24 protein-coding genes and 1 other annotated feature are annotated in these 22455 nt (G+C 45.0%); of the genes, 12 read left to right on the top strand and 12 right to left on the bottom strand.

Annotated elements, in window-relative coordinates:
* The first annotated feature begins 39 nt into the window (after nt 1–39).
* From MKX40_RS18315 to MKX40_RS18305, 3 genes are all read left to right on the top strand, one after another.
* Nucleotides 40–498 carry an SMI1/KNR4 family protein gene (locus MKX40_RS18315; protein WP_249912364.1) on the top strand — a complete coding sequence of 153 codons (459 nt, stop codon included), beginning with the start codon at nt 40–42 and terminating at the stop codon, nt 496–498.
* Between the two features lie 76 nt (nt 499–574).
* Nucleotides 575–1435 carry a Cof-type HAD-IIB family hydrolase gene (locus MKX40_RS18310; protein ID WP_339234745.1) on the top strand — a complete coding sequence of 287 codons (861 nt, stop codon included), beginning with the start codon at nt 575–577 and terminating at the stop codon, nt 1433–1435.
* Between the two features lie 198 nt (nt 1436–1633).
* On the top strand, nt 1634–1816 hold the full coding sequence (locus MKX40_RS18305; RefSeq protein WP_105599263.1) for a YjfB family protein: 183 nt from the start codon (nt 1634–1636) through the stop codon (nt 1814–1816).
* Nucleotides 1817–1957: 141 nt separating this feature from the next.
* Here the strand turns inward: MKX40_RS18305 and MKX40_RS18300 are convergent, their stop codons facing one another.
* The 5 genes from MKX40_RS18300 to MKX40_RS18280 all read right to left on the bottom strand — a co-directional run bounded on the left by MKX40_RS18300 (nt 1958) and on the right by MKX40_RS18280 (nt 7563).
* Nucleotides 1958–2695 carry an HAD family hydrolase gene (locus tag MKX40_RS18300; protein WP_339234740.1) on the bottom strand — a complete coding sequence of 246 codons (738 nt, stop codon included), beginning with the start codon at nt 2693–2695 and terminating at the stop codon, nt 1958–1960.
* 75 nt (nt 2696–2770) lie between these two features.
* Nucleotides 2771–3820, bottom strand: a complete 1050-nt coding sequence (locus MKX40_RS18295) for an alcohol dehydrogenase catalytic domain-containing protein (RefSeq protein ID WP_253438041.1) — start codon at nt 3818–3820, stop codon at nt 2771–2773.
* Nucleotides 3821–4058: 238 nt separating this feature from the next.
* Entirely contained in the window at nt 4059–5297 is a 1239-nt protein-coding gene (locus MKX40_RS18290; RefSeq protein WP_339234737.1) for an aspartate aminotransferase family protein, read from the bottom strand.
* A gap of 93 nt (nt 5298–5390) precedes the next feature.
* A complete protein-coding gene (locus MKX40_RS18285) occupies nt 5391–6599 on the bottom strand; it encodes an MFS transporter (protein WP_339234734.1) in 1209 nt (402 codons plus the stop codon).
* Nucleotides 6600–6930: 331 nt separating this feature from the next.
* On the bottom strand, nt 6931–7563 hold the full coding sequence (locus MKX40_RS18280) for a DUF1963 domain-containing protein (RefSeq protein ID WP_339234731.1): 633 nt from the start codon (nt 7561–7563) through the stop codon (nt 6931–6933).
* Between the two features lie 204 nt (nt 7564–7767).
* On the opposite strand from MKX40_RS18280, the gene MKX40_RS18275 reads away from it, so the two are divergent.
* Entirely contained in the window at nt 7768–8469 is a 702-nt protein-coding gene (locus MKX40_RS18275) for a pseudouridine synthase (RefSeq protein WP_339234728.1), read from the top strand.
* A 71-nt stretch (nt 8470–8540) separates the two neighbouring features.
* Here MKX40_RS18275 and MKX40_RS18270 read toward each other — a convergent pair whose 3' ends face one another.
* From MKX40_RS18270 to MKX40_RS18260, 3 genes are all read right to left on the bottom strand, one after another.
* Nucleotides 8541–9470, bottom strand: coding sequence for a DMT family transporter (locus tag MKX40_RS18270; RefSeq protein WP_339234726.1), 930 nt, complete (start codon nt 9468–9470; stop codon nt 8541–8543).
* A complete protein-coding gene (locus MKX40_RS18265) occupies nt 9467–10318 on the bottom strand; it encodes an AraC family transcriptional regulator (RefSeq protein WP_339234724.1) in 852 nt (283 codons plus the stop codon). The genes MKX40_RS18270 and MKX40_RS18265 overlap by 4 nt, the downstream gene beginning before the upstream one ends.
* Before the next feature lie 240 nt (nt 10319–10558).
* Entirely contained in the window at nt 10559–11677 is a 1119-nt protein-coding gene (locus MKX40_RS18260; RefSeq protein WP_339234722.1) for an NADH:flavin oxidoreductase, read from the bottom strand.
* A 193-nt stretch (nt 11678–11870) separates the two neighbouring features.
* Here MKX40_RS18260 and MKX40_RS18255 point away from each other — a divergent pair, with 193 nt between their 5' ends.
* The 8 genes from MKX40_RS18255 (at nt 11871) to tyrS (ending at nt 19810) form a co-directional block, all read left to right on the top strand.
* Nucleotides 11871–12479, top strand: a complete 609-nt coding sequence (locus tag MKX40_RS18255) for a TetR/AcrR family transcriptional regulator (protein WP_339234720.1) — start codon at nt 11871–11873, stop codon at nt 12477–12479.
* A 67-nt stretch (nt 12480–12546) separates the two neighbouring features.
* On the top strand, nt 12547–12846 hold the full coding sequence (locus MKX40_RS18250; RefSeq protein WP_339234718.1) for a Dabb family protein: 300 nt from the start codon (nt 12547–12549) through the stop codon (nt 12844–12846).
* Between the two features lie 46 nt (nt 12847–12892).
* Nucleotides 12893–13669: an NRDE family protein gene (locus MKX40_RS18245; RefSeq protein WP_339234716.1), complete on the top strand. Its 777-nt coding sequence runs from the start codon at nt 12893–12895 to the stop codon at nt 13667–13669.
* A gap of 322 nt (nt 13670–13991) precedes the next feature.
* Nucleotides 13992–15305 carry a nucleobase:cation symporter-2 family protein gene (locus MKX40_RS18240; protein ID WP_339234713.1) on the top strand — a complete coding sequence of 438 codons (1314 nt, stop codon included), beginning with the start codon at nt 13992–13994 and terminating at the stop codon, nt 15303–15305.
* A 344-nt stretch (nt 15306–15649) separates the two neighbouring features.
* Nucleotides 15650–17119 (top strand): YdiU family protein, encoded by a 1470-nt coding sequence (locus MKX40_RS18235; protein WP_339234711.1) that lies wholly within the window; start codon nt 15650–15652, stop codon nt 17117–17119.
* A gap of 179 nt (nt 17120–17298) precedes the next feature.
* Complete coding sequence (locus MKX40_RS18230; protein WP_339234709.1) at nt 17299–17634, top strand: Imm63 family immunity protein; 336 nt, start codon at nt 17299–17301, stop codon at nt 17632–17634.
* A 20-nt stretch (nt 17635–17654) separates the two neighbouring features.
* Nucleotides 17655–18119 carry a DUF4375 domain-containing protein gene (locus MKX40_RS18225; protein WP_339234706.1) on the top strand — a complete coding sequence of 155 codons (465 nt, stop codon included), beginning with the start codon at nt 17655–17657 and terminating at the stop codon, nt 18117–18119.
* 84 nt (nt 18120–18203) lie between these two features.
* Nucleotides 18204–18431: a binding site (T-box leader), on the top strand.
* 116 nt (nt 18432–18547) lie between these two features.
* Nucleotides 18548–19810: a tyrosine--tRNA ligase gene (tyrS, locus tag MKX40_RS18220; protein ID WP_339234704.1), complete on the top strand. Its 1263-nt coding sequence runs from the start codon at nt 18548–18550 to the stop codon at nt 19808–19810.
* Nucleotides 19811–19966: 156 nt separating this feature from the next.
* On the opposite strand, the gene MKX40_RS18215 is transcribed toward tyrS, so the two are convergent.
* The 4 genes from MKX40_RS18215 to MKX40_RS18200 form a co-directional block, all read right to left on the bottom strand.
* Nucleotides 19967–20245 (bottom strand): YxcD family protein, encoded by a 279-nt coding sequence (locus tag MKX40_RS18215; protein WP_017687903.1) that lies wholly within the window; start codon nt 20243–20245, stop codon nt 19967–19969.
* 5 nt (nt 20246–20250) lie between these two features.
* Nucleotides 20251–20754 carry a hypothetical protein gene (locus MKX40_RS18210; protein WP_339234702.1) on the bottom strand — a complete coding sequence of 168 codons (504 nt, stop codon included), beginning with the start codon at nt 20752–20754 and terminating at the stop codon, nt 20251–20253.
* Nucleotides 20755–20853: 99 nt separating this feature from the next.
* On the bottom strand, nt 20854–21420 hold the full coding sequence (locus MKX40_RS18205; RefSeq protein WP_253437997.1) for a PadR family transcriptional regulator: 567 nt from the start codon (nt 21418–21420) through the stop codon (nt 20854–20856).
* Between the two features lie 172 nt (nt 21421–21592).
* Nucleotides 21593–22168: a carbonic anhydrase gene (locus MKX40_RS18200; protein WP_339234698.1), complete on the bottom strand. Its 576-nt coding sequence runs from the start codon at nt 22166–22168 to the stop codon at nt 21593–21595.
* Between the last annotated feature and the right edge of the window lie 287 nt (nt 22169–22455).

Below are 22455 nucleotides of genomic sequence, written 5' to 3'. Positions count from 1 at the left end.
ACTCAATGACATTACAATGGTATTGGAGGAGATCTATCCATGTATTCAAGTCTGATTGAGAAATTGGAACATACCGAGGCTATACGCTGGTTCCCGAACCATCAAGTTCAAGAGAGCTGGATTGTTGAAGTTGAACAAGAGTTGGGCTTTTCGTTACCCCCATCCTATCGCTGGTGGCTTCTGAATTATGGTCAAGCGCTGTTAAGCGGAACAGAAATTCTGACGATTACGTCTTCGGAACACCGAGAGTATACCGATGCTGACATTTTGTATAGATACCGACTTGCCGATGAAGACGCAAAGAAGGAAGGGAAGCTGGAGCTGTTTGTACCGGACGAGGATGAATATTACTACTTTGATACGCAGACGGCTGATCACCTTGGGGAGTATAAAGTGATGCGTTTGGATTACTTTAATGGGGAACCGGAGGTATACGCGGATTCTTTTGCCGGATTTTTGGAGAAGTTGATCGATCAGCGAACACCACGAAATAGGTAATTTTATATCAGGAAAATGCCTGTCGGCACTCGCTAGGTTAGACATAGACAACATTACATGACAGGGGCATAAGCAGATGCAAGAAATGAAGCGGAAAATTGTATTTATTGATATTGATGGCACATTGGTAGATGATGACGGAAACATTCCGTTGTCAGCGCAGAAGGCTTGCAAACAGGCCAGAGAAAATGGACATCTGCTCTATTTATGTACAGGCCGGTCCAAGGCGGAAATCTATGATTCCATCTGGGATGTAGGGTTCGATGGCCTGATTGGTGCAGGTGGAGGTTATGTGGAGTTTGGCAAGGATGTGTTGTATCACAAAAGGGTTACAGCGGAAGATGTTCGTCATATGGTCGATTTCTTCAATGAACACGGCATTGACTTCTACCTTGAATCTAATTCGGCATTGTATGCGAGTAGTAATCTGCAACCTCACTTAGAACGCCGTATCTATGGTGATGTGGAGAATGATCCTGTAGCCAGAGAGAAGAAGGAATTGAAGCCACACCCGTTTATTGCCGGATTGACGTATGGAGAGAGCGACCTGTACAAGGATGACGTGAACAAAGTATGTTTCCTGGAGAGCGCAGTGATCCCGTTTGAGCGAATCAAGCAGGAGTTCGAAGGCAAATTTGAAGTCATTCAGTGCACGGTGCCGATCTTTGGTGAGGGAAGTGGTGAACTGATGATCCCTGGCATTCACAAAGCTATTGCAATCGCCGATCTGCTGAAGCATCTGGACATGTCGCAGGAGGATACATTCGCCATCGGTGATGGCATGAATGATGCCGAGATGCTGGAGTTTTGTAACGTCGGCATTGCCATGGGCAATGCTAAGCCAGGTCTGAAAGCCATTGCAGACGATATTACTGGCACAGTTGAGGAAGATGGATTGTATCATAGTTTTGTGAAGTATGGATTGATTGAGGGGTAAGTAGACTTGTTATGTATGTAAATTGAAATGAGACAGGCAACATGATCATCGCTCCCGAATGAGTTTAACATATCAACTAAAACGAATGAAGTCTGCTTACATATAAGTAGAGTGGTGTGGCTTACTCAACATTTGAATCCTACTGACCGATATAAAGTAAGTACGCCCATATATAAGATAGAGAAAGGAGTGAAGATCATGGATATTGCAGCATTATCAATGGCAATGAGCCAAGCTTCAGTCGTACAGTCGGCAAGCTTGCAAGTGATGTCAATTACAAAAGACATGGCACAGCAGCAAGGCCAGCAGATGACGGAGATGTTGAAGTCTGTGCCTGCTCCTCATCCCAATCTGGGTGGAAGTCTCGATCTTTCGGTTTAATTGATATTACAGCATGTGTTTTAATGTAACACCCATTGCAGCAAGCAAAACCCGACCCGCTCCAATTCGAAAGAATGGAAGCGGGTCGGGTTGTTTTTTCCATAGATATGTTTAGGCGTTTACTTCCAGACTTACTTCTGCTCAGCGTAGCTTCGCCAGGCTTGGCAATCTGCCTTCAAAGGGCAGTGCATCCTTCAAGGTCCATAACTCATCGTAACTGGAAATCTGAAGATCGGCTTTGGATAAGTCTTGGTTGCCTGATCCCGGATTGTGATAACCGATGCAGCGCATGCCTGCACTTTTGGCCGCCTGAACACCATTGCGAGAGTCCTCAATCACCAGACAATTGGACGGGGATGCGCCAATCATTTCAGCTGTGGTTAGGAAAATATCCGGTGCCGGCTTGCCGTTCTCGACTTCCTCTCCGGTCATTCGTACCTCAAAGTACCGCCCAAGTCCGGTCTTGTTCATGATCAAATCAATCAGTGCACGTGGAGAGGAAGAAGCAACGGCTATGGGAACGTGTTGCTCGTGCAGCCAGCTTAACCAACGTTCCACGGAAGGCATTGCCGTCAAGTTGGAATGAGCCAGCATGGTTTGCATCACATTATGCTGATGATAAGCCAATACTTCATCTAACGTAGCTGTCAGTTGATGTTTGTCCAATACTTGCTGCCACATGGACTCCAACGTAACTCCAACATAAGTATGGTGTTCTTCTTCGGTCATGACTGCGCCAAAATGGGCAAAAGAGCTGCGCTCAATCTCGAAATATATCGGTTCGCTGTCAATCAATACACCATCCATATCAAAAATGACTGCTTGAATGATGTCATCATCGGCCGCTCCCAGTCCGCCAAACTCTTGGTTTGCTACCATGTTGTATTCCTCCTCCAGGATTGTGTAAACATATATCTCTAATCTACTTTATTTTATCATGGTTAGCTTTGCGTTTTAGAAACGGGAACCGCTGGATTGCAGTACAACTTTGATTGCATGTGAAGAGGCTTGAAGTGTGCGCCCCTGGATATCGCAGCCAAGTGTGCGGAATGCTTCTTCGTAATCCTCCAACGGGAAGGAGTGGGTAATGATTTTTTTAGCCGGAATGATCTCTTGTTCAATCATATAATGTGCTGTTGCGAATGTGCCCAGAGAATCGATGGAGCCAATAATTTTCAGACTGCGGTCCACGACTTCTTTTGGATTAAAGGACGTATTTCCATCTCTCAGACCTACCAGCATCAGATAACCGCCACTGGCGAGCTGGGAGAGTACTTGTGTACCTACGACACCTGTAGTATCCACAATCATATCAACCTGATGGGTTGCAGGTGACAGCGATTCTATTGCATTTTCGAAGGATGAATGAACCTGCCAGCGATCTGGTGCAATGGAACCGGCAATCGCCAAGCGTTCCTCCGAGATGTCGACCAGACAGCCAGTAACACCTTTGGAAGCGAGCGCGTAGCTGTACAGAATGCCAATCGGGCCTGCGCCGAGGATGATCGTTCTGAAATTCGGCAGTAGATGGATCTGATTAATCCCCGTTAGCATACAACTGAGCGGTTCCGTCAACGTCGCTTCCTCATAGCTCACATGATCCTTTAATTTGTACAAAAAGCGATCTTCGGTCACATAATAATCCGTAAATGTCCCGTCAGCACTTACACCTGTCTCTGTAACAGACTTATGTGTACAATGATTTTGTCTGCCTGTTCTGCACATGTCACATTGTCCGCAATAGTAGGTAGGATCAATCACAACACGGTCGCCCGGTTGTAATGTCGTTACCGCAGAGCCAACATCGATGACTTCCCCGGCAGACTCATGACCGAGTATGACGGAAGGGACCGCATGATATTTGCCACTGACAATACCGAGATCGGTACCGCACACGCCTGTCGCCCGAATACGAACCAACACCTGATTATCTCTTGTAATTTCCGGGACAGGTCGTTCCTCAAGTGCAACATCCCATGCCGATTTGTATACCAATGCAAGCATGATATAACCTCCTTGTAATTATATAAAATATAAATATAGCGTTTGATCTTAAAGCAGTTTCTGACAAGATACGAAAGTAGTGAAGGGGACGAAATCGATTCTGGAGAAGCGAAGCGTTCGCCTTTATCACCGGATTTTTCCCTTGGGAAAGGAAAATCAAGAAAATCCGTGGATAACAGCGATCATAAGAACGATTCGTAACCGAAACGACCACTTCGAACAGTTGCATTGAAATGTTTTAATGAACGCTGGCAAGCACCGAATCCAGCCGCTCCACAATCTCTACCAGTTCGTCCTCGGTTGTGGTAAGAGAAGGCCGGACCTTAACCACGTTACCGAAGCCATATCTTGAACTTCTTAAGATCAGATGCTCATCTGTAAAAGCACGGTCAACAATGGCATTTGTTTTTAACGTATCCGGTTCATTACCGTCACCTACGATCTCCAACCCCCACATTAACCCGACACCACGAGCTTCCCCGATACTTGGGTATTTCATAGCCAATTCATGCAGTAATTCACCCAGAATTTCACCTTTGCGTTTCACGGCATCGAGAAATCCGGGTTCAGATACCACCTCCAGGGTGGATTTGGCAGCGGTTACGGAAATCAGATTGCTTCCAGAGGTGAAGGAGTGTTCGTGCTTTTCGAGCACATTTAATCGGGATTGCATTAATACAGCAGCAACAGGTACGCCGATTCCGCCAAGACCTTTAGCAAGGGTAATCATATCAGGCTGGATATCAAACAGCTCGCTGGCAAACATGGTTCCCGTACGGCCGATGCCGGTCTGTACTTCGTCGGCAATGAGAAGCATGTTGTACTCATCACACAGTTTACGCAGTCGTTTGAAATATCCGGCAGGAGGAATGATATTGCCACCATTCCCAAGAATGGGTTCGATAATCATGCAGGCGACTGAGCCGGAACTTGCATATTCTATTGCATCAGAGATAGCTTCAACGCATTGATAGCCGCAGTCTCCGTTTGAGGATTTGAATGGGCAGCGATAACAGTATGGGGCAGGTACATGAACAGCGTTAGCCGCTGCTGAATTGGGGAACCGTTTCCGTCTAAAGGCATTTCCCGAGATTCCGGTGGCAAATTGGGTCTGTCCATGATGGGATAGATACAGGCTGATGATGTCTGTCGACTCGGTATACTTCTGTGCAATTTTTGTTGCACATTCGTTTGCAGTTGAACCGGTAATATCCCGCATCCATCCGGCATTAATGTCGTTTGGAGCATATTCGATTAAGTGATCAAGTACTTCATTTACGTATGGTTCAGTGAAGGAGGAAGACATATGCGTCAGATTGCCGACTTGTTCCTGAATTTTGCTGACTACATGTGGGTGATTATAGCCCAGTGACAGATTGAACGTACCTGATACGCCATCGAGGTATTCAACACCTGAATCGTCAATCAACTTAATCCCTTTTCCGGCTACGAAGCGGTTGTTGGTCAAAGTTTGCATACGATTTCCTCCAATATTATGGTGTACTAGCTCGAACGAAGCTCAACAATTCCGGATGATGCGGGCATCACCTCCCTTAAGAAATGAAGGAGTTTACATTTCCTTACTATGTTGTGCGAGAGCGGCACTTACGGCATTATTCTTAACAGTCCATAGATGAGAAACCATCAATGTGAGAAGAAGGATCAGACAGAATCCGGCCAAGATCCAGATTGTATTCACAACAGGCCAGGCACTCATACTCCATCCAGTCACATACTGCAAGACTGCACCTCCAATACCACCCGATGCGATCAGGATACTGGTTGTGCGTTCGGTCATGCCGGGAATCAGAACATTAGCATAGACGAGTGCGATACAGAACAGCCCTGACATGAACAAACCGGTACCGAAGATCAGCACGTACGTTGCCCACTGTCCAGTTACAAATACCATAGCCACTGCGAACATAAGCGTGCCGATCGTACTCCAGATCAGGAAAGGCATATAGTTGACCGCTTCCGCTATTTTTCCCGAGAAAAGACGGCCGATGATCATCGCAATCCACAGGATGGAGACACTCAGTGATGCGACAGATTCCTGAAGCTGCAATCGTTCTACGAGAATGGAGGGCAGGAAGTTCATCAGTCCCAGTTCCAGTCCCATGTAGATGAAAAAGAAGATGACGAAGATCGTCAGCAGACCTAGATGTTTTTTTGAATATCTGGCTTTACCTGCGGCATGCGCCACTGTATTCTCACCAGCTTGTTCCAGATATAGTGCGGCTGGCCGGGGCATAGTGATCCACAGCAACATGAGAACCAGTGACAACACGGCCACCGCATAAAAAGTGAGATGCCACATGTCTATCCAGATAAATAAAGCAGCGACAGCGGGGATGAGAAGTGCTCCAAGAGCAAAAAAGACATCCAGCTTGGACATGGCGACTGCCTTCTGATTCTCAGTGAATTCGATCGTGAATGCACCTACAGAGGGTTCGATGATACCTGAACCGAAACCTACGATCATTGTGAGAAAGAGAACTACAGCCCAGGATGGCAAAAAACCGAGTAATGTATAGGCGGCTACAATACAGATCAAGGCAAGGGTAAGCATCGCTTTTCTTCCAATCCGGGCTGTCAGGGCAGGAGCTACAAGTACACCGACAAGAAATCCAAGAAACTGCAGAAACAACAAAAATCCGCCATCACTGTAACCGCGCTCATAATATGACAATAAAACAGGGAGAAGTGCACCGAGCACAACGCTGGTTATGCCGATTAACAGATAAAAACCGCAGCTTAGAGCGAATATTCTTTTCAAAAGCCCGCCTCCTAATTGGATGAAAATTTTATATTATGTAATTAATGTTTATTTCATATATAACTTATACCATAATTGCCCAAATGTACATGCTTTTTATTGTAAAATAATGTTAATTTTTGAACATTCGTGTTACATTTTTTTCTAAAACGATTTCGTGTCGAAAGGATAGATACGATCCAATCAATATGAACTTTTAACAGTGTTGGCATTTGAATTGAACGAGGATTGTAAACTGGGCATATATCAAAAAACGTTCCCTGTCTGAGTAGACGGGAAACGTTCTGATTAGCCGTTCTATATGATGGTATTTGACCTCAACATATCGCCATTAAGCAGTCTGTACAAAGAAAATTGCATCGAATGGTGCGTGAGAAGACGCGAGACCCTTTCGCAAAAATAAATAACCGTTAGCATCCGAAAGACCCAATATATCCCGATAAGGATCAGGAAAATCTCCGGAATATATTTGGCACACCAGTTGATATTCCTCTAGCAGGTGGTCAATTCCCTTCACACCGTTTGGTAAAGTCGGAGAGAAAAACGAACATGCAGGGAACTCCTGATCGTCCAACTCCATTTCAATCAAACGTACGCCGCTTAACGGAATGGGTGGAATGGGACATACGGAAGTTAGCGGATGCGAAGACACCGAGACATAAGTGTATCCTGCGAGAATATTTTCGTTCCATTCCAGTTCATCTCCCGCATAGGTTACCTGGTCCAGAAAGTATTCGGAGGCGGAGTAGGTGGAGAAGACCGAGATATATTTATCTTGTGGTAAATAAGGGATATCGACATGCTGTGAAAGTGTATTGCAATGGATGGAGAACAGATGCATTAAAGGCTGCCCCTCAGGGTTGACCGGCCAGTCTGCAACGTATGCGATTTCTCCACCAATCCATATGCCAGAGTCTAGGTTTGGATCATCGGGAACAATTGTAAGTCGAGTAACTTTGTTCATGGATACTCTCCTTCCAGAGTGTATTTTGACTTTTCTATGAACCGTTGTATGTGTTCTCATACAACCATTCATTGCTTCGTATCAGTATAAATGAGATGATGGGGAATGAGAATCAGTACAAGGTACTAACTCTTGCATGAAGAAAGAACGGACCATTTAATTCAATGAACCATCAGATCTATTACAGATGAGAAGCGGTGACACATGTTAATTAACAAATACATAAGTGAAACGGGATTCTGCTCCCGCAGGGAAACGAACCGATTAATTGCAGCCGGACGCATAACGATCAATGGCAGGGTATGTGAAAAAGGGGCGAATGTTGAACCTGACGATGTGGTACTCATTGATGGCAAGGAGATTCCTCGTAATGACAGCGAACCTGTCTACATTGCTCTGAATAAACCGATCGGTATTGTCTGCACAGCAGCAGAACATGTGGAGGGCAACATCATTCAATATATGAATTATCCTTCTCGCATATTTGCAATAGGCAGGCTGGATAAGGCATCTGAGGGGTTGATTTTGCTTACGAATGATGGAGGCATTGTGAACAAGATGATGCGTTCGGAGCATAATCATGATAAGGAATATGTAGTGACTGTAGACAAACCTATAACAGATGAATTTGTAAAGTCCATGTCTGAAGGTGTTGAAATACTGAACGTGGTGACCAAACCTTGCGAAGTGAATAGGCAAAGTGAACATGTGTTTCGTATTATTCTGACACAGGGGCTCAATCTGCAGATCCGCAGAATGTGCAAAGCTTTGGGGTACCGAGTATTGAAGCTGGAGCGCATCCGAATTATGAATATTACGCTGGATCAACTGGAGCGGGGGCAATGGCGTCATCTGGAGCAAGAGGAACTTGAGATTCTGCTGTCTCAATTGAATGAGATCAAATGAATGAACTTTGCTGTATGTCAACGGTGGTCAACCAGGAGTTCCAGTTATATCCGTAAAAAATGAAGCAAACACTAACCGCTACGCGGATTAGTGTTTTTGTTGTTAAGCTTGTGTCCTTTGCGCTCTGAAATGTAAGAGCCGAATAGGGTTAAGAACGCCCCAATTACAATCACCCAGGTGATCTGTTCCCGAAGAATGAGTGCAGATGACACGACAGTAATGACAGGTACCAGATAGATATATACACTTGTTTTCATAGCTCCGAGAAGATTCACAGCCTGGTTCCAGGTCACGAAACACAGCGCGGAGGCACCCAGACCGAGGTAAAGTAAATTAGAAAGATTGGTCATACTCGTGAAGCGCCCGAGTTCCAGATGGAATTCAAACAGGAAAAGAGCTGGCAGCATGAAGATCATGCCATAGAAAAATACTTTGCGAGTCGCACCAATCGTGTGAAAGCGAAGCTGGCCAATTTTACGCATTAATACAGAATAAATCGCCCATACCGCAGGTGCTATGAAAGCAAGCAGATCACCTGCCGGATTCAGTTGCAGTACGAAACTGCCATTCAGTGCGATGAGTAGAATGCCGCTCAAGGCAATCCCAAATCCGATAAGAAAGCGGCGTGTTAACTTCTCACCATCCAGGAAGAAATGTGCGAGTGCGGCAGTGAAGAACGGGGCAATGGAGACAATAACTCCCACGTTGGAAGCGGTTGTGTACAGCAGCGCAATATTTTCAATGAGAAAATATAGAGTCACTCCACATATTCCTGCTCCGATAAACAAGCATTCTTCTCTGAATGAGGCGGTCCGCAGTGAACGCGGATAGATCAGTACGAGTACCACATACCCGAACAGGAAGCGAAAAAACAAAATTTCCACTGGAGTGAAGTCAATCAGCAGAACCTTCGTCGAGACAAAGGTAGTGCCCCAGATCAATATGGTAAACAAAGCGAGTAAATGCCCAGTAGAGACCGTGGTGTTCTGATGACTCGTCATACGATGTGCTGGGTGGTTCGTTTCGGCTCGGTATCATGATTGAAGATACGTCGGTATTGCTTGGGCGTCAGGCCAATCAGTTTTTTGAAAAAATTCGTGAAGTGGCTCTGGTCGCTAAATCCTGTCTGTGCAGCAACTTCAATCGGAAGCTGGCCCTGTTCCAGGAACCGTTTAGCATGATTAATACGAATGGTTTCCAGATAGCGGTAAGGGGATATCCCTTTCTGACGAGTGAACAAACGCAGCAGGTGATATTTGCTCATCTCCGTCAAGTCGGCTAACTCGTTTAATGAGATGCTCTCCATGTAATGAGATTCGATGTACTCACATATACGTCTGATCTCCATAGTAACATCCTGAGTGGAAACAGGCGGTTCAGCATCTGAATATTCTCGCATCAATTGATCCAGCAGAAAGAGTAACAATTCTTCTTTGCAGAAATCCGATTGCTCCTCCAAAATCATCTGATGCAGCTCGTGCAGGGAACCCACAAGTTCACTTTGGTAGAGAACGGGGGTTGTAAACCGTGGCAAGTAAGCTTGTCCGGTAATCTCTCTCGCATACTCTCGCATCACCTCAGGCTGGACGTTGATACAGCGATAATCGAGTGTTCTGCCATCGACCTGTTCGCAGGCATGAGGATCATGTGGATTAAAGACAATCATGTCTCCGCTATTCAAAATGTATTCTTCATTGTTGCAGACGAGGTGACGCTTGCCTTGCTCAATAAAACCAATGACGTAATAGTCATGAAAGTGATTGGGAAACTTCTGCATAATGCCTTCAAATTGATAAGCTTCTAGCTGTAAGTCGGTATCAAATACCACAGTCCGGACTTCCCGAGTCATGATGCACCTTCTTTCTGTATGTTAAGGTCATTATAGTTTGCAAAGAAGGAATTTTCTTGAACGATATTGCTATGTGCTCCAAGTGTTTGATTGTACAGTTATCTCCAATAACAAAACACCCGCAATCCCGGAGGGAAAGCGAGCCCTTTGCATATTATAGTGGATACATGAGATCAAACCTACATATATGGGAGAAAAAATGATGTGAGAAAAAATGTCTGGAACAATAAGTCATTGTTCTTAGTGTAGCGTAGCCAGTGCTTCAGGTGTAAAAGTCTGAATCTCAGAGACGCGGCCTTCGCGTATTTTGGCAGCCCATGCCGGATCACCAAGAAGTGCGCGTCCCACAGCTACTAGGTCAAATTCCTTTTGCTCATATCGCTTCATAAGTTCGCTCATCCCCGGATGTTTGACTTCATCGTCTTCTGCTTCAGGTTCATCTGCTATACCTACAGAACCGACCGTTATCGTGGTTTGGCCACTTAGCTTCCGCACCCACCCTGCAAATCCAAGATCAGATCCTTCAAACTCGGGTTCCCAGAAGCGTCGTGTGGAGCAGTGGAAGATATCTACACCTGCTTCAACCAGCAAACGAAGGAATTGTTCCAGTTGTTCCGGTGTGTCGAACAGTCGGGCTTGATAATCATTCATTTTCCATTGGGAAATCCGCATTGCAATAGGAAAATCAGGACCTACCGCAGCACGAACTGCCATGACAAGTTCAATCGCAAATTGAGTTCGTTTCCGAAGGTCACCACCGTAGCGGTCGGTCCTTCTATTCGTCGTTTTCCAGAAAAACTGATCGATCAAAAATCCGTGTGCACCGTGAAGCTCAATTCCGTCAAAACCGATGCGTTGCGCATTAACGGCTGCATCAGCATAAGCTTGAATCACCATTGCAATCTCTGCTTCCGTCATGGGCGCACCTACTTGATTACCCTCCATATCCATTCCCGATGGACTGAGTGATGCAGCTTCCGGGTGTGGGTCAGATCCTGAAGGACGAACGATTCCCATGTGTAAAATCTGAGGGAAGATTTTGCTGCCAGCTTCATGAACTTGTTTGACCACTTCAGACCAGCCTTGAAGAGCTGCTGCTCCGTACATATGAGGGATTCTAGGCTCACTTGATGCAGACGGATGATCAATGGTCGCACCTTCGGTAATAATGAGTCCAACACCATGCTCGGCACGGCGACGATAATATGCGGCTACATCGGGGCCCGGGACACCATTCGGGGAGAAGGCTCGAGCCATGGGAGACATGACGATGCGCGAGGACAGGGTTAGCTTGGCAACGGTGTATGGTTGAAACAAACGCTCTGTAGAAATAATGTTATATTGTGGATTACTCAACATATGCACCTCCATAATGTTGTACCTCTCAGTGGGTACGAGTGCAATGTTAGCAATCCCTACAAGCTTACTCAACCAACAGTTTGATTGTTTTGTTGCTTAAGCGAAAGACACGGATTATTGTATGGCGTCTTTGCACTTGCTTTCACTTGTTGAACCAATAGCACTTATCTATAATAAAGGAGTCTCGCCAAATATGTTATGCACAAAGGAGGACTGGGACTTGTCTGGTGTATTGTCTCCAAACTCGAACGATCCGCGTGTAGTTCGCACTCGGCAATTAATTCTTGATGCGTTTCTGCACCAGTTGAATCTTAAAAATTTCAACAGCATTACGATTCAGAAAATTACGGAACAAGCCACAATTAACAGAGCCACTTTTTACGCTCATTTTCAGGATAAATATGCATTGCTTGAAGCCTTGTTATCGGATGCTTTTATGGAATATGTAACGAAAAGGGTGAACCCGGATGCCCGGTTATCAGCGGAAACCATAGAGCAACTTATATTTTCATTATGTGATTATCACGTCTCAAGCAATGACTGCATCAAGAAATATGAGACGGTTGCACCGATAATTGAAGAAAACATTAAGACACAGCTGGAGCTATTCTTGCTTGAATTAATGAGCAGAGCGGCGAAGGATGTAGATCCCAAAACGCTGAAAATAACTGCAACGATGCTAAGCTGGTCGATCTATGGAATGACGTATCGATGGAATATGGATGGAAGAGAGGAATCTCCCACTGACTTGGCCCAGCGAGTTGTCCCTTATATGATGGGCGGATTGGAATTGTTGAATTAACTTCATGAATTAACTTCATTTAACGAAATCGCTTTACTATTCGAATGGACGAAGGAGAAGTGACAAGATGATTGAACATTTGGTTGTTTTCAAATTTAACGATAAAACCACGCTAGCCAAACAGCAGGAATGGGTGGCTCAATTGCTCGCATTACAGGAACTAATCCCGGGAATTGCCGCGCTGACCGCAGGAATTAATGCAACGGAAGAAACGGACCGTATTCAAGGTTATACGATTGGGTTGAGAGTGACGTTTGAAGATCAGGACGCACTGCGTGCCTATGGTCCACATCCTGCTCATCAGGCATTTGTAGCCTCTCTCGATGGTTGGGTAGAAGATGTCATTGTAGTTGATTATGCGATATAAAGGCGCGAAATTAGAGGTTTAACGAATATAGGAGTTGAAGATTCCCATGTGTTTAATTTTATTTGCTTACAACATGCATCCAAAGTATTCACTTATACTGGGATCAAATAGAGATGAATTCTATCACAGACCTACGGCTCAAGCACATTATTGGGAAGATTACCCTCAGATATTGGCAGGGCGAGACTTGTCAAAAATGGGAACCTGGATGGGCGTAACAACAACTGGGCGTCTGGCTGCTGTTACGAATTATCGTGATCCGAATGAAGAGGTACATGCCAAGGGCTCAAGAGGAGATCTGGTTGCTGACTTTTTAAAGGGAACCTCCACACCTGAGCAATATGTATTACATGCAGAGCAAAGTCGCAATGATTATCCTGGCTACAACCTGTTAGTGGGGGATCGCGATGGGCTCTATTATTATTCGAATGTGGGTAATGTCGTGATGAAGTTGAAACCGGGAATATACGGGATTAGTAATCACTTGATTAATACAGATTGGCCCAAGGTGAAACGTGGGAAAGAAGGGCTGGAGAGAATCATCCATGGAGAGAACTTAGACGAGAATACTCTCACTGAACAAATATTAGGTTTGCTGCAAATGGCAGATCCTTCAGTGGATGAACTTCTGCCTCATACAGGTGTTCCATTGGAGTGGGAACGTTTGCTTTCTCCCATCTTCGTCAGAAGTGAGAAATATGACTATGGGACGAGAGCTTCATCCGTTGTTCTGATGAACAGAGAAGAAGTGTTTTTTACAGAAATGGTTCACCAGAACGGTGAGATAATGGAGCAACATTTTAACATCAAGCTTCTCAACTGACAAGCTAAGAATATGAAACAAGTGATGTTGAGAAATACGCATTAACATGCAGCACTGAATTTAAATTCCACATTTATGTCTCTTTTTTTCGGGTGTCAAAGAGGGCTATCCAACCTCATGTGTCAACTAATATAACGCGACATAATCGGTATGAGAGTACCTTTTGTATAACACGCCCAATTTTAGTTGGGCTCTTTATCTCTGATCACAATTCTATGTTACGAATCATGGAACTTCCCTGAATAGTTTATATAATGTGAATCAACATAACATGATTTTTGCAGCGGTTCGGTTGATTCTAATTTCAGGGGGGCAACGTGGGATGAAAGAAACCAAAAAGATGAGAGTTTTTTCACTGGGGATTCAGCACGTACTCGCAATGTATGCGGGAGCAATTCTGGTACCTTTGCTTGTGGGCAGAGCGCTAAATCTGACAGCAGAGCAGTTGGCGTATCTGGTATCCATTGACCTGTTAACGTGTGGGATTGCAACATGGCTTCAGGCTCGGAAAGGCAAGTACTTGGGGATCGGTTTGCCAGCAGTGCTCGGCAGTTCCTTTGTCGCGGTGACACCGATGATTGCGATTGGATCGCAATACGGCATTCCTGCCATATATGGGTCGATCATTGCAGCGGGTTTATTTATCGTCATCTTCGCCGTGTTCTTCAGTAAAATCGTCAAATTGTTTCCACCAGTGGTGATCGGTACAGTGGTAACCATCATCGGTCTTGCGTTAATCCCAACCGGTATTAAAAACATGGCGGGTGGAGCAAACAGTGAGAATTTTGGAAGTTTGGACAATTTGGCTCTTTCATTTGGTGTTTTACTTTTCATTCTGATTCTGAATCGATATGCTCGCGGTTTTGTTAAATCCCTGGCTGTTCTCCTTGGTATTATCGTGGGGACCCTCATTGCAGCTTTCATGGGAAAAGTGAATTTTGCCGCTGTACAGGAAGCCTCCTGGTTCCATTTACCCCAACCCTTTTACTTCGGATGGCCTACCTTCGAAATTGGTCCCATTATTACAATGATCATTGTAGGTACGGTTGTCATCATTGAATCAACAGGTGTTTTTATGGCTTTGAGCAAAATCTGTGATCAACCTATTAACGAGAAAGATCTGGCACGGGGATATCGCGCAGAAGGTTTCGCGTTTGTCCTGGGCGGCATATTTAATGCTTTTCCATACAATACCTTTGCACAGAATGTTGGTTTGGTTCAGCTCTCCAAAGTGAAAACAACCAATGTCGTTGTTGCAGCCGGAGGCATTCTGGTCTTTCTGGGACTGATTCCGAAGGTAGCTGCTTTTGCAACCATTATTCCAAGTGCTGTCCTCGGAGGAGCGACGGTGGTTCTGTTCGGAATGGTCGTCTCATCCGGGATCAAAATGCTGCAAAACGTCGACTTTGGCAAACAATCCAATCTATTGATCGTGGCTTGCTCCGTCTCACTTGGGCTTGGTGTTACTGCTGTACCCGATCTATTCGCCGAGCTTCCTCAAAGTATTCGGATTATTGTTAGTGATGGTATTATCACGGGAAGCCTGTCAGCGATCCTGCTCAATATCTTCTTTAACCTCGGTTTCAAAAAAGAAAGCTTGCCTGTACAGGTACAGGCTCAGGAAGCACACACGTAATCCTTGCCATAACAGACTTGTCATCGGGTATACGTACTAGATCCAAGAAGGATCTTCTGGAAAGTGGATTGAAAGGGAAAGATTCCACTTGCCCAAGGAACTTCTTGGATTTTTTTGTGCGAAACCAACGATATGGTGGTTCCCTTATCAAAGTGACTATTCATGAGGAATGCAAAAGGAATGCAAATATGCTAAAGTTTCATCAAGAACATTTTAGATGTTCGTTTAAGTCAACATCCTCTTGAATTGAATTTCCATGCGACTACATAAATGAGCATTGGTTCACAAGGCAAGAATATAACCTGGGGATGATCCCTTGGTACAGAAAAGGAGTTGTGATCACCATGCAAGAAGAAACGTTGAACAAAGGATGGAATTTGGACAACAGTTATGCGCAGTTACCACAACCTTTTTTTACAAGTCAGAGCGCAGTGCCTGTTGAATCACCAAAGCTAATCATATTCAATAGACTGCTTGCCTCCAGTTTGGGACTGGATGTGGAGTCACTAGACAGTGATGAAGGAGCGCAAATTTTTGCAGGTAACCTGGTTCCGGAAGGAGCTGAACCTTTAGCGCAGGCGTACGCAGGACATCAATTCGGCAATTTTAACATGCTTGGTGATGGAAGGGCTTTGCTGCTGGGAGAACAGATTACGCCACAGGGCGAGCGAGTGGATATCCAGCTGAAAGGTTCAGGAAGAACACCCTACTCCCGTGGAGGGGATGGACGAGCTGCTGTTGGACCCATGTTGCGTGAATATATCATTAGCGAAGCGATGCATGCACTGGGTATTCCAACGACTCGCAGTTTGGCCGTGGTGGCAACAGGAGAAAACATTATTCGCGAAACAGAGCGGCCTGGGGCTATTTTGACTCGTGTGGCTTCCAGTCACATCCGAGTAGCAACCTTCCAGTACGCATCCAGATGGGGTTCTATTGAAGATCTTCGGGCATTGGCTGATTACACGTTGCATCGACATTTTCCTGAGGTTGCTCAAGCCGAAAATCGTTATCTTCTGCTCCTTCAGGAAGTCATTAAGCGGCAGGCGGCTCTCATTGCCCAGTGGCAGCGAGTTGGTTTTATTCATGGCGTGATGAATACGGATAACATGGCTATTAGTGGTGAGACCATTGATTATGGTCCATGTGCCTTTATGGATGCTTACAATCCTTCAACCGTATTTAGCTCCATTGACAGACAAGGTCGCTATGCTTATGGCAATCAACCGTATATTGCCGGGTGGAATTTGGCTCGATTTGCCGAGACGCTTCTGCCGCTGTTGCACGAAGATGAAGAGCAGGCGGTGCAACTCGCGCAAGATGCCATCGCACAATTTTCAGAATTGTATCATGATCATTGGCTCAAGGGGATGCGTTCCAAACTGGGCTTGTTGGATGAAGAGGCAGAAGATGAGGCCTTGGTCAAGGATTTTCTTGAACTTATGGAGAAGCATAGTGCAGATTACACGAATACGTTCCTGGCTTTGACTTTTGATACTTTGGAAGGAACAGCCTGGTTTGGAACGTCAGAATTTGCTGAATGGCATGAGCGTTGGCAAGCCAGATTGGACAGACAGCAAGGTGGGAAGGAAGTCTCTACGCAGTTGATGAGAACGAGCAATCCAGCGGTCATTCCCCGTAATCATCGGGTCGAGGAAGCCCTTGAGCGAGCAGAGAATCATGGGGATCTTAGCGTGATGGAGAAGCTTTTGGCTGTGCTTTCAGATCCGTTCGCACATTCACCTGAACAGGCTGAGTATGCTGAACTACCTGCACAATGCGATACTTCGTACCAGACTTTTTGTGGGACCTGATTGAACAGTAAGGAAGAAGAGGCTGCCTTTGGCAGCTTTTTCATTTTTTTTATTAAAATAGGCAGGTGCATTCATGTCCAACATGTTAAACAAACAACAATTGGCAGACATCCTTATACAGCTTTTAGAGCGAACTTCTTTCCGCAGGGAACAGATGCAGAACTATGTTAACCGCCTGTATGAGACCAAAATGGGACGGTGTACCCTATGTGGAGTGTGGAAAAGATACGTATATCGTTCGAATATACGAACGTGGTCTCGTCTCGTTAGAGAAACGAGTAAAACAGCCGGAGGAAGTCATCTATTGGCTGCTGGAGGATATTATTTTCACCGCGACGCATGTAGGGTTGTTGGAAAGACATGGTTTCGATAATAAACGGACGCATTTGAACTATACAGATGAAGTGATGAAGGAACTGAACAGGGGTGTTCATGAAGCTTTCCAGCAAATCGGTGATCCGTATTTACATTGGTATCAGACGGGTAAACGTCAGGAATTAGAGCGTTTGGAATAAAGAAAAGTGAGGTGTGTTACGTGAGTGAGCAAGATATCCATGATATTTGGTATGAGTATGCTGTATTATTTGTCGAAAAAAAGAATGAATCTGAACAGGCATGGGCTTCGTTGAATTCGAACGAGCAGGACATTGCTGCTTTATGGCTGTTAGAGGCGGATGTCTTTAATGGCGGTTTTATACAGTTTTTCTGCAACTGGGGGGAAGAAGTATACCGTTACGCGTTACGGGCATTACATAACATTGGTGCGACTCAAGTAGTGGAGATTATAACCTCGGCATACGGCTGCATTGAGCATCTGAAAGAGGGTGAAAGGCTTACTGGACTATGGGACATTCCTAAACTACTGACAAAGGAACAAGAGCACCAGTTAGATGCGCTGGATCAGCAATTTTGGAATAATGAGGATCAGATCGCGGAGAAAGCCTATGGTTATTATCAAGGAAAATTGAACATGATGATTATATCATCTGGTTTTAACTAAGCATCCGTTGTTCTGTTTAAGGTTTGCATACTTGGTCTTGCAATGACCGAAACGTTCGGCTATACTTGCTATAAATTGAATACATGAATCACGTTGATAGAGCGCAGTAGCGGCTTTGTCCCTGTTACAGAAAGTCAGGGGTTGATGGAACCTGATACATACAAGGGCTGCGAATTACACTCTGGAGTACTTGGGTAATGCCAAGCGGATGGGCAAACGATATATTGCCAAAAGTGGTATGGATAGCGTGTTAAGGTTATGTGTTATCCATGCAATTTGGGTGGTACCACGGTTATGATAATCGTCCCTGTGTCTAATGAAGACAAGGAGGCGATTTTTTTGTGTCCAAAAAAGCCGTTCCAGCGTGTTATTTCGTAAATTAACGTAGATCATGACTGAATTTTGAGGATAGAAAAGGGGTTATACGAATGAATATTATTGATGAACTACAGTGGCGTGACGCCATTAATCAGCAGACGGATGCTGAGGGATTACGTGAATTGACTGAAACGAAGTCCGTTTCTTTGTACTGCGGTGTTGATCCAACGGGAGATAGCATGCATATTGGACATCTAATTCCCTTCATGATGCTGAAACGTTTTCAACTGGCAGGACATCGTCCAGTCATTTTGATTGGTGGAGCAACAGGTACGATTGGTGATCCGAGTGGTCGTCAGGCAGAGCGGTCATTGCAAACGATGGAGCAAGTGCAGGAGAATGTGGATGCACTGACAGCGCAGATGAAGAAGTTGTTTGTAACAGATGGGGATAATCAGGTTCGCATGGTGAACAACTACGATTGGACACACAAAATCAATGTCATTGAATTTTTGCGTGACTACGGCAAAAACTTTAACCTCAACACGATGCTGGCTAAAGATGTCGTCGCGAGCAGACTGGAAGGCGGCATCTCGTTCACTGAGTTTTCCTACCAGATCCTTCAGTCACTCGACTACCTGCATCTGTTCCAGAACGAAGATGTACAGCTTCAAATCGGCGGTTCCGATCAATGGGGTAATATCACAAGTGGACTTGATCTGATTCGTAAAAAAGAAGGATCTGAAGCGAAGGCGTACGGTCTGACCATTCCACTTATGCTCAAATCCGATGGAACCAAGTTTGGTAAAACAGCTGGCGGCTCAGTCTGGCTTGATCCGAACAAAACAACACCATTTGAATTCTACCAGTTCTGGGCGAATACAGAAGACCGTGATGTGATCAAATACTTGAAATACTTTACCTTCCTGGGCAAAGAAGAAATTGAAGCTTTGGCTGAAAAGGTAGAGACAGAGCCGCACAGACGCGAAGCACAGAAAGCACTTGCGGAAGAAATGACAAAATTCGTTCACGGCGAAGAAATGCTTGAACAGGCTAAACGTATTACAGCGGCGCTGTTCAGTGGTGATATCCGTTCCCTGACGGCAGACGAAATCGAGCAGGGCTTCAAGGAAATGCCTACCTTTGAAACGGATGGCGAAGCCAAAAATATTGTGGACTGGCTCGTGGATCTGGGTCTGGAGCCATCCAAGCGCCAGGCGCGTGAGGATGTCACCAAAGGTGCGATTTCCATGAATGGTGAGAAAATCACGGAGCTTGAATTCACGGTGTCTGCAGAGCATGCCATTGGCGGTAAATTCATCATTATCCGTAAAGGTAAAAAGAACTACAGTCTGGTTAAACTTCAATCGTAGTTTCCAAGAAGTAGAACGTAACACAGACACGTATAGAGACTGCAATAGAGATACAATGAGAGCCACATATACAGGAACAAAAAGACCGTCTTCCATCTCTGTCAGGCGACAGAGCGGAGACGGTCTTTTGTATCACGGGTCATTGCTTGACCTATTTTATTGATTAACAATCGCTGTGATCTCTTCATCCAGATCAAGTCGTACGTTCTCACGGTACGCCCGAATGTTGTATTCGCTGTGCAGGTAACGAAGAATCGCTTCAATCATATTGGACTCCACCAGATATTGACTACGGCCTTGAATCCAAACTTCAGCGGAATAACCTGTATCTTCTTCCCAGCTCAGTTCTACATTCACATCGGTTGGACGTACACCCTTACGTTCTGCCATATGAATACAGATTGCATTCACAATTTCATCCATGCTCAGAACCATAGAGATTAGTACCGTCCGTTTCTGTTACGGTCATCATCACGATCATTGCGGCGGTCATAACGGCCATCCGCTGCAGGTTTACGACGATTTGTAATGGCTCTGAAGAGTGCCATAGCCAGCATAACAATCAACATGATTGCTGCAACGTTCACGAGCAATCCAAGGATGTTACCCAGAGCGCCCATGCCACCGAACAATCCGCCGAACATCATACCCGCAAGACCACCTAGCATCATGCCTTTCATGAATCCGCCGCCACCGCCGAAGAATCCACCACCACGAGTTGCAGCTGCACCAGTACCGGAGTTATTACCGGAATTGGATTGATTCACGTTGCTGTTGGAGTCGGATTTCTTAGGTGTGTTGGTATAACTTTTTGTACCGGATTTGAATCCGCCACCACGTCTTGCATCCGCAGAATCCGGATTTGTTACTCCCACTGTTGCGAATAATAATGTAAAGGCCATAAATACCATCATTAGATGTTTAACTCCGAATTTTTTCTTCATTGTAAAGATCGTAACCCCCCGATTAATTTGTTTGATTCGCCCATAATTGGACCTTACTCAAGTAATACGGTTAACCTACAGGAACGTTTCAAATTTTTATTAAATTTCAGAAACGCTTGGACTGGGGTCTTGAATTGCAGCTTGACCATCAAGCAATTGGGTAACCCAATGACACCATTCCAGACCTGTTTGCGCATGCATTAACCCTTTTTGTACCAGGATGTAGCTTCCAAAATCTCGATTGCCTACACGAAGATTATCCAGAGGTATACGTGACTTCAGATCCTCGAAGTACCGTATACGTTCCATAAACCAGCTTTTACGCTCATTCAGAATGCGTCTCATGCTTCCGTCTTCCGCTATGCCAACACACAAAATACGCAAATTAAATTCATCGCGTGTAACCGGTGCGGTAACCGGAGTGATCATCCATTCCAATAGCTTTTCAATGCCTTTTTCCGTAACCGCGTACATTTTCTTATCCGGTTTGTCAGACTGTTGTACCCAGCGGGAGGCCAATAACTCATCGTTTTCCATTTTGGACAGGAGTGGGTAGATCTGGCTGTGTTTTGCCTGCCAATGCGGCTGGATTTTCAGCATTAGATCATAGCCCGATGACTCCTCGCGGGTAAGCAGCCCGAGTAATCCGTAGGAAAGTATGTTCATGCACATGTCTCCTTAATATTAGGGCTGGGTCAGAGAAAACAATTGATTTTGCTTTCTTTGACCGCTTTCATAAAAGTGTACACTGAAACTGTATGGTTTGACAACCTGATCGAGCAACCGCCTTAATTTAGACAAAAAAAGTGCGAACCATAAGGTCCGCACTCCAAACCATTTAGAGAGATGCCTGTTGTCCATACCCTTCAGCGACAACATCAAGCTCACCTGTGGCAGAATCGATAACCATGCCGTGAACGGGTACATTGGGAGGAAGTAATGGATGCTTCTTGATCACTTCCACAGTTCCTTTTACCCCTTCTTCAACACTGTCAAACCCACGCAGCCACTTTTGCAGACGAATGCCGGAATTTTCAAGCGTAGACATGACCTCTTCTGAAACTCCACGTTCTGTCATGTGACCAATCATCGTTTCAGCATGCAGGGAAGCCATACCACATTCTGTATGACCTACCACCAATACCTCATCAGCGCCCAATTCATAGATAGCAACCAATACAGAACGCATAACACTACCAAAAGGTTGAGAGATAATGGCACCTGCGTTTTTGATGATTTTTACATCGCCATTTTTCAGATTCATCGCTTTCGGCAGCAGCTCTACAAGACGGGTATCCATACAAGTGATGATGACCATCTTTTTGGTTGGAAACTTGCTAGCCGTATACTTCTCGTATTCTTTAGTCTCGACAAATGATTTGTTGTAAGCCAAAATCTCTTGAATGTTATTCATGTCCATTGCCTCCTGTTATCCAATACGACGAGCACGGCCACTTGCAATTGATGCAGCTTGTCCTACGCGCCTTTTTGCTTTAATAATGTATCACGGTCAGCAAATGGCATTACTCCAACCTTATAGAGGTTGTTCAAAAAGTCCACTTTTGATTACAAATCATGCCCGAAGGGCATCATCAGCATCGAAGTTGAAATTCATTTCTATCTTCTCGGTAATGAAAACCAGACTTTTGGAACACGTATCTTGAGGAGGATAATGCGATTTGCCTCTGTTAAAAGTTGATT

Origin of the sequence: Paenibacillus sp. FSL R5-0517 (genome assembly GCF_037974355.1) — a bacterium.
Taxonomy (GTDB): domain Bacteria; phylum Bacillota; class Bacilli; order Paenibacillales; family Paenibacillaceae; genus Paenibacillus.
This window is presented reverse-complemented; position numbering and strand designations above follow the sequence as displayed.

What these genes read in the sequence shown, in the direction of transcription:
- MKX40_RS18265 (WP_339234724.1), bottom strand. Translation starts at nt 10,318, where the DNA reads ATGACTCGGGAAGTCCGGACTGTGGTATTTGATACCGACTTACAGCTA.
- MKX40_RS18275 (WP_339234728.1), top strand. Translation starts at nt 7,768, where the DNA reads ATGTTAATTAACAAATACATAAGTGAAACGGGATTCTGCTCCCGCAGG.
- MKX40_RS18300 (WP_339234740.1), bottom strand. Translation starts at nt 2,695, where the DNA reads ATGGTAGCAAACCAAGAGTTTGGCGGACTGGGAGCGGCCGATGATGAC.
- MKX40_RS18200 (WP_339234698.1), bottom strand. Translation starts at nt 22,168, where the DNA reads ATGAATAACATTCAAGAGATTTTGGCTTACAACAAATCATTTGTCGAG.
- MKX40_RS18245 (WP_339234716.1), top strand. Translation starts at nt 12,893, where the DNA reads ATGTGTTTAATTTTATTTGCTTACAACATGCATCCAAAGTATTCACTT.
- MKX40_RS18305 (WP_105599263.1), top strand. Translation starts at nt 1,634, where the DNA reads ATGGATATTGCAGCATTATCAATGGCAATGAGCCAAGCTTCAGTCGTA.
- MKX40_RS18210 (WP_339234702.1), bottom strand. Translation starts at nt 20,754, where the DNA reads ATGAAGAAAAAATTCGGAGTTAAACATCTAATGATGGTATTTATGGCC.
- MKX40_RS18280 (WP_339234731.1), bottom strand. Translation starts at nt 7,563, where the DNA reads ATGAACAAAGTTACTCGACTTACAATTGTTCCCGATGATCCAAACCTA.
- MKX40_RS18310 (WP_339234745.1), top strand. Translation starts at nt 575, where the DNA reads ATGCAAGAAATGAAGCGGAAAATTGTATTTATTGATATTGATGGCACA.
- MKX40_RS18250 (WP_339234718.1), top strand. Translation starts at nt 12,547, where the DNA reads ATGATTGAACATTTGGTTGTTTTCAAATTTAACGATAAAACCACGCTA.
- MKX40_RS18295 (WP_253438041.1), bottom strand. Translation starts at nt 3,820, where the DNA reads ATGCTTGCATTGGTATACAAATCGGCATGGGATGTTGCACTTGAGGAA.
- MKX40_RS18240 (WP_339234713.1), top strand. Translation starts at nt 13,992, where the DNA reads ATGAAAGAAACCAAAAAGATGAGAGTTTTTTCACTGGGGATTCAGCAC.
- MKX40_RS18260 (WP_339234722.1), bottom strand. Translation starts at nt 11,677, where the DNA reads ATGTTGAGTAATCCACAATATAACATTATTTCTACAGAGCGTTTGTTT.
- MKX40_RS18230 (WP_339234709.1), top strand. Translation starts at nt 17,299, where the DNA reads ATGAGACCAAAATGGGACGGTGTACCCTATGTGGAGTGTGGAAAAGAT.
- MKX40_RS18235 (WP_339234711.1), top strand. Translation starts at nt 15,650, where the DNA reads ATGCAAGAAGAAACGTTGAACAAAGGATGGAATTTGGACAACAGTTAT.
- MKX40_RS18270 (WP_339234726.1), bottom strand. Translation starts at nt 9,470, where the DNA reads ATGACGAGTCATCAGAACACCACGGTCTCTACTGGGCATTTACTCGCT.
- MKX40_RS18215 (WP_017687903.1), bottom strand. Translation starts at nt 20,245, where the DNA reads ATGGTTCTGAGCATGGATGAAATTGTGAATGCAATCTGTATTCATATG.
- MKX40_RS18315 (WP_249912364.1), top strand. Translation starts at nt 40, where the DNA reads ATGTATTCAAGTCTGATTGAGAAATTGGAACATACCGAGGCTATACGC.
- MKX40_RS18290 (WP_339234737.1), bottom strand. Translation starts at nt 5,297, where the DNA reads ATGCAAACTTTGACCAACAACCGCTTCGTAGCCGGAAAAGGGATTAAG.
- MKX40_RS18205 (WP_253437997.1), bottom strand. Translation starts at nt 21,420, where the DNA reads ATGAACATACTTTCCTACGGATTACTCGGGCTGCTTACCCGCGAGGAG.
- tyrS (WP_339234704.1), top strand. Translation starts at nt 18,548, where the DNA reads ATGAATATTATTGATGAACTACAGTGGCGTGACGCCATTAATCAGCAG.
- MKX40_RS18255 (WP_339234720.1), top strand. Translation starts at nt 11,871, where the DNA reads ATGTTATGCACAAAGGAGGACTGGGACTTGTCTGGTGTATTGTCTCCA.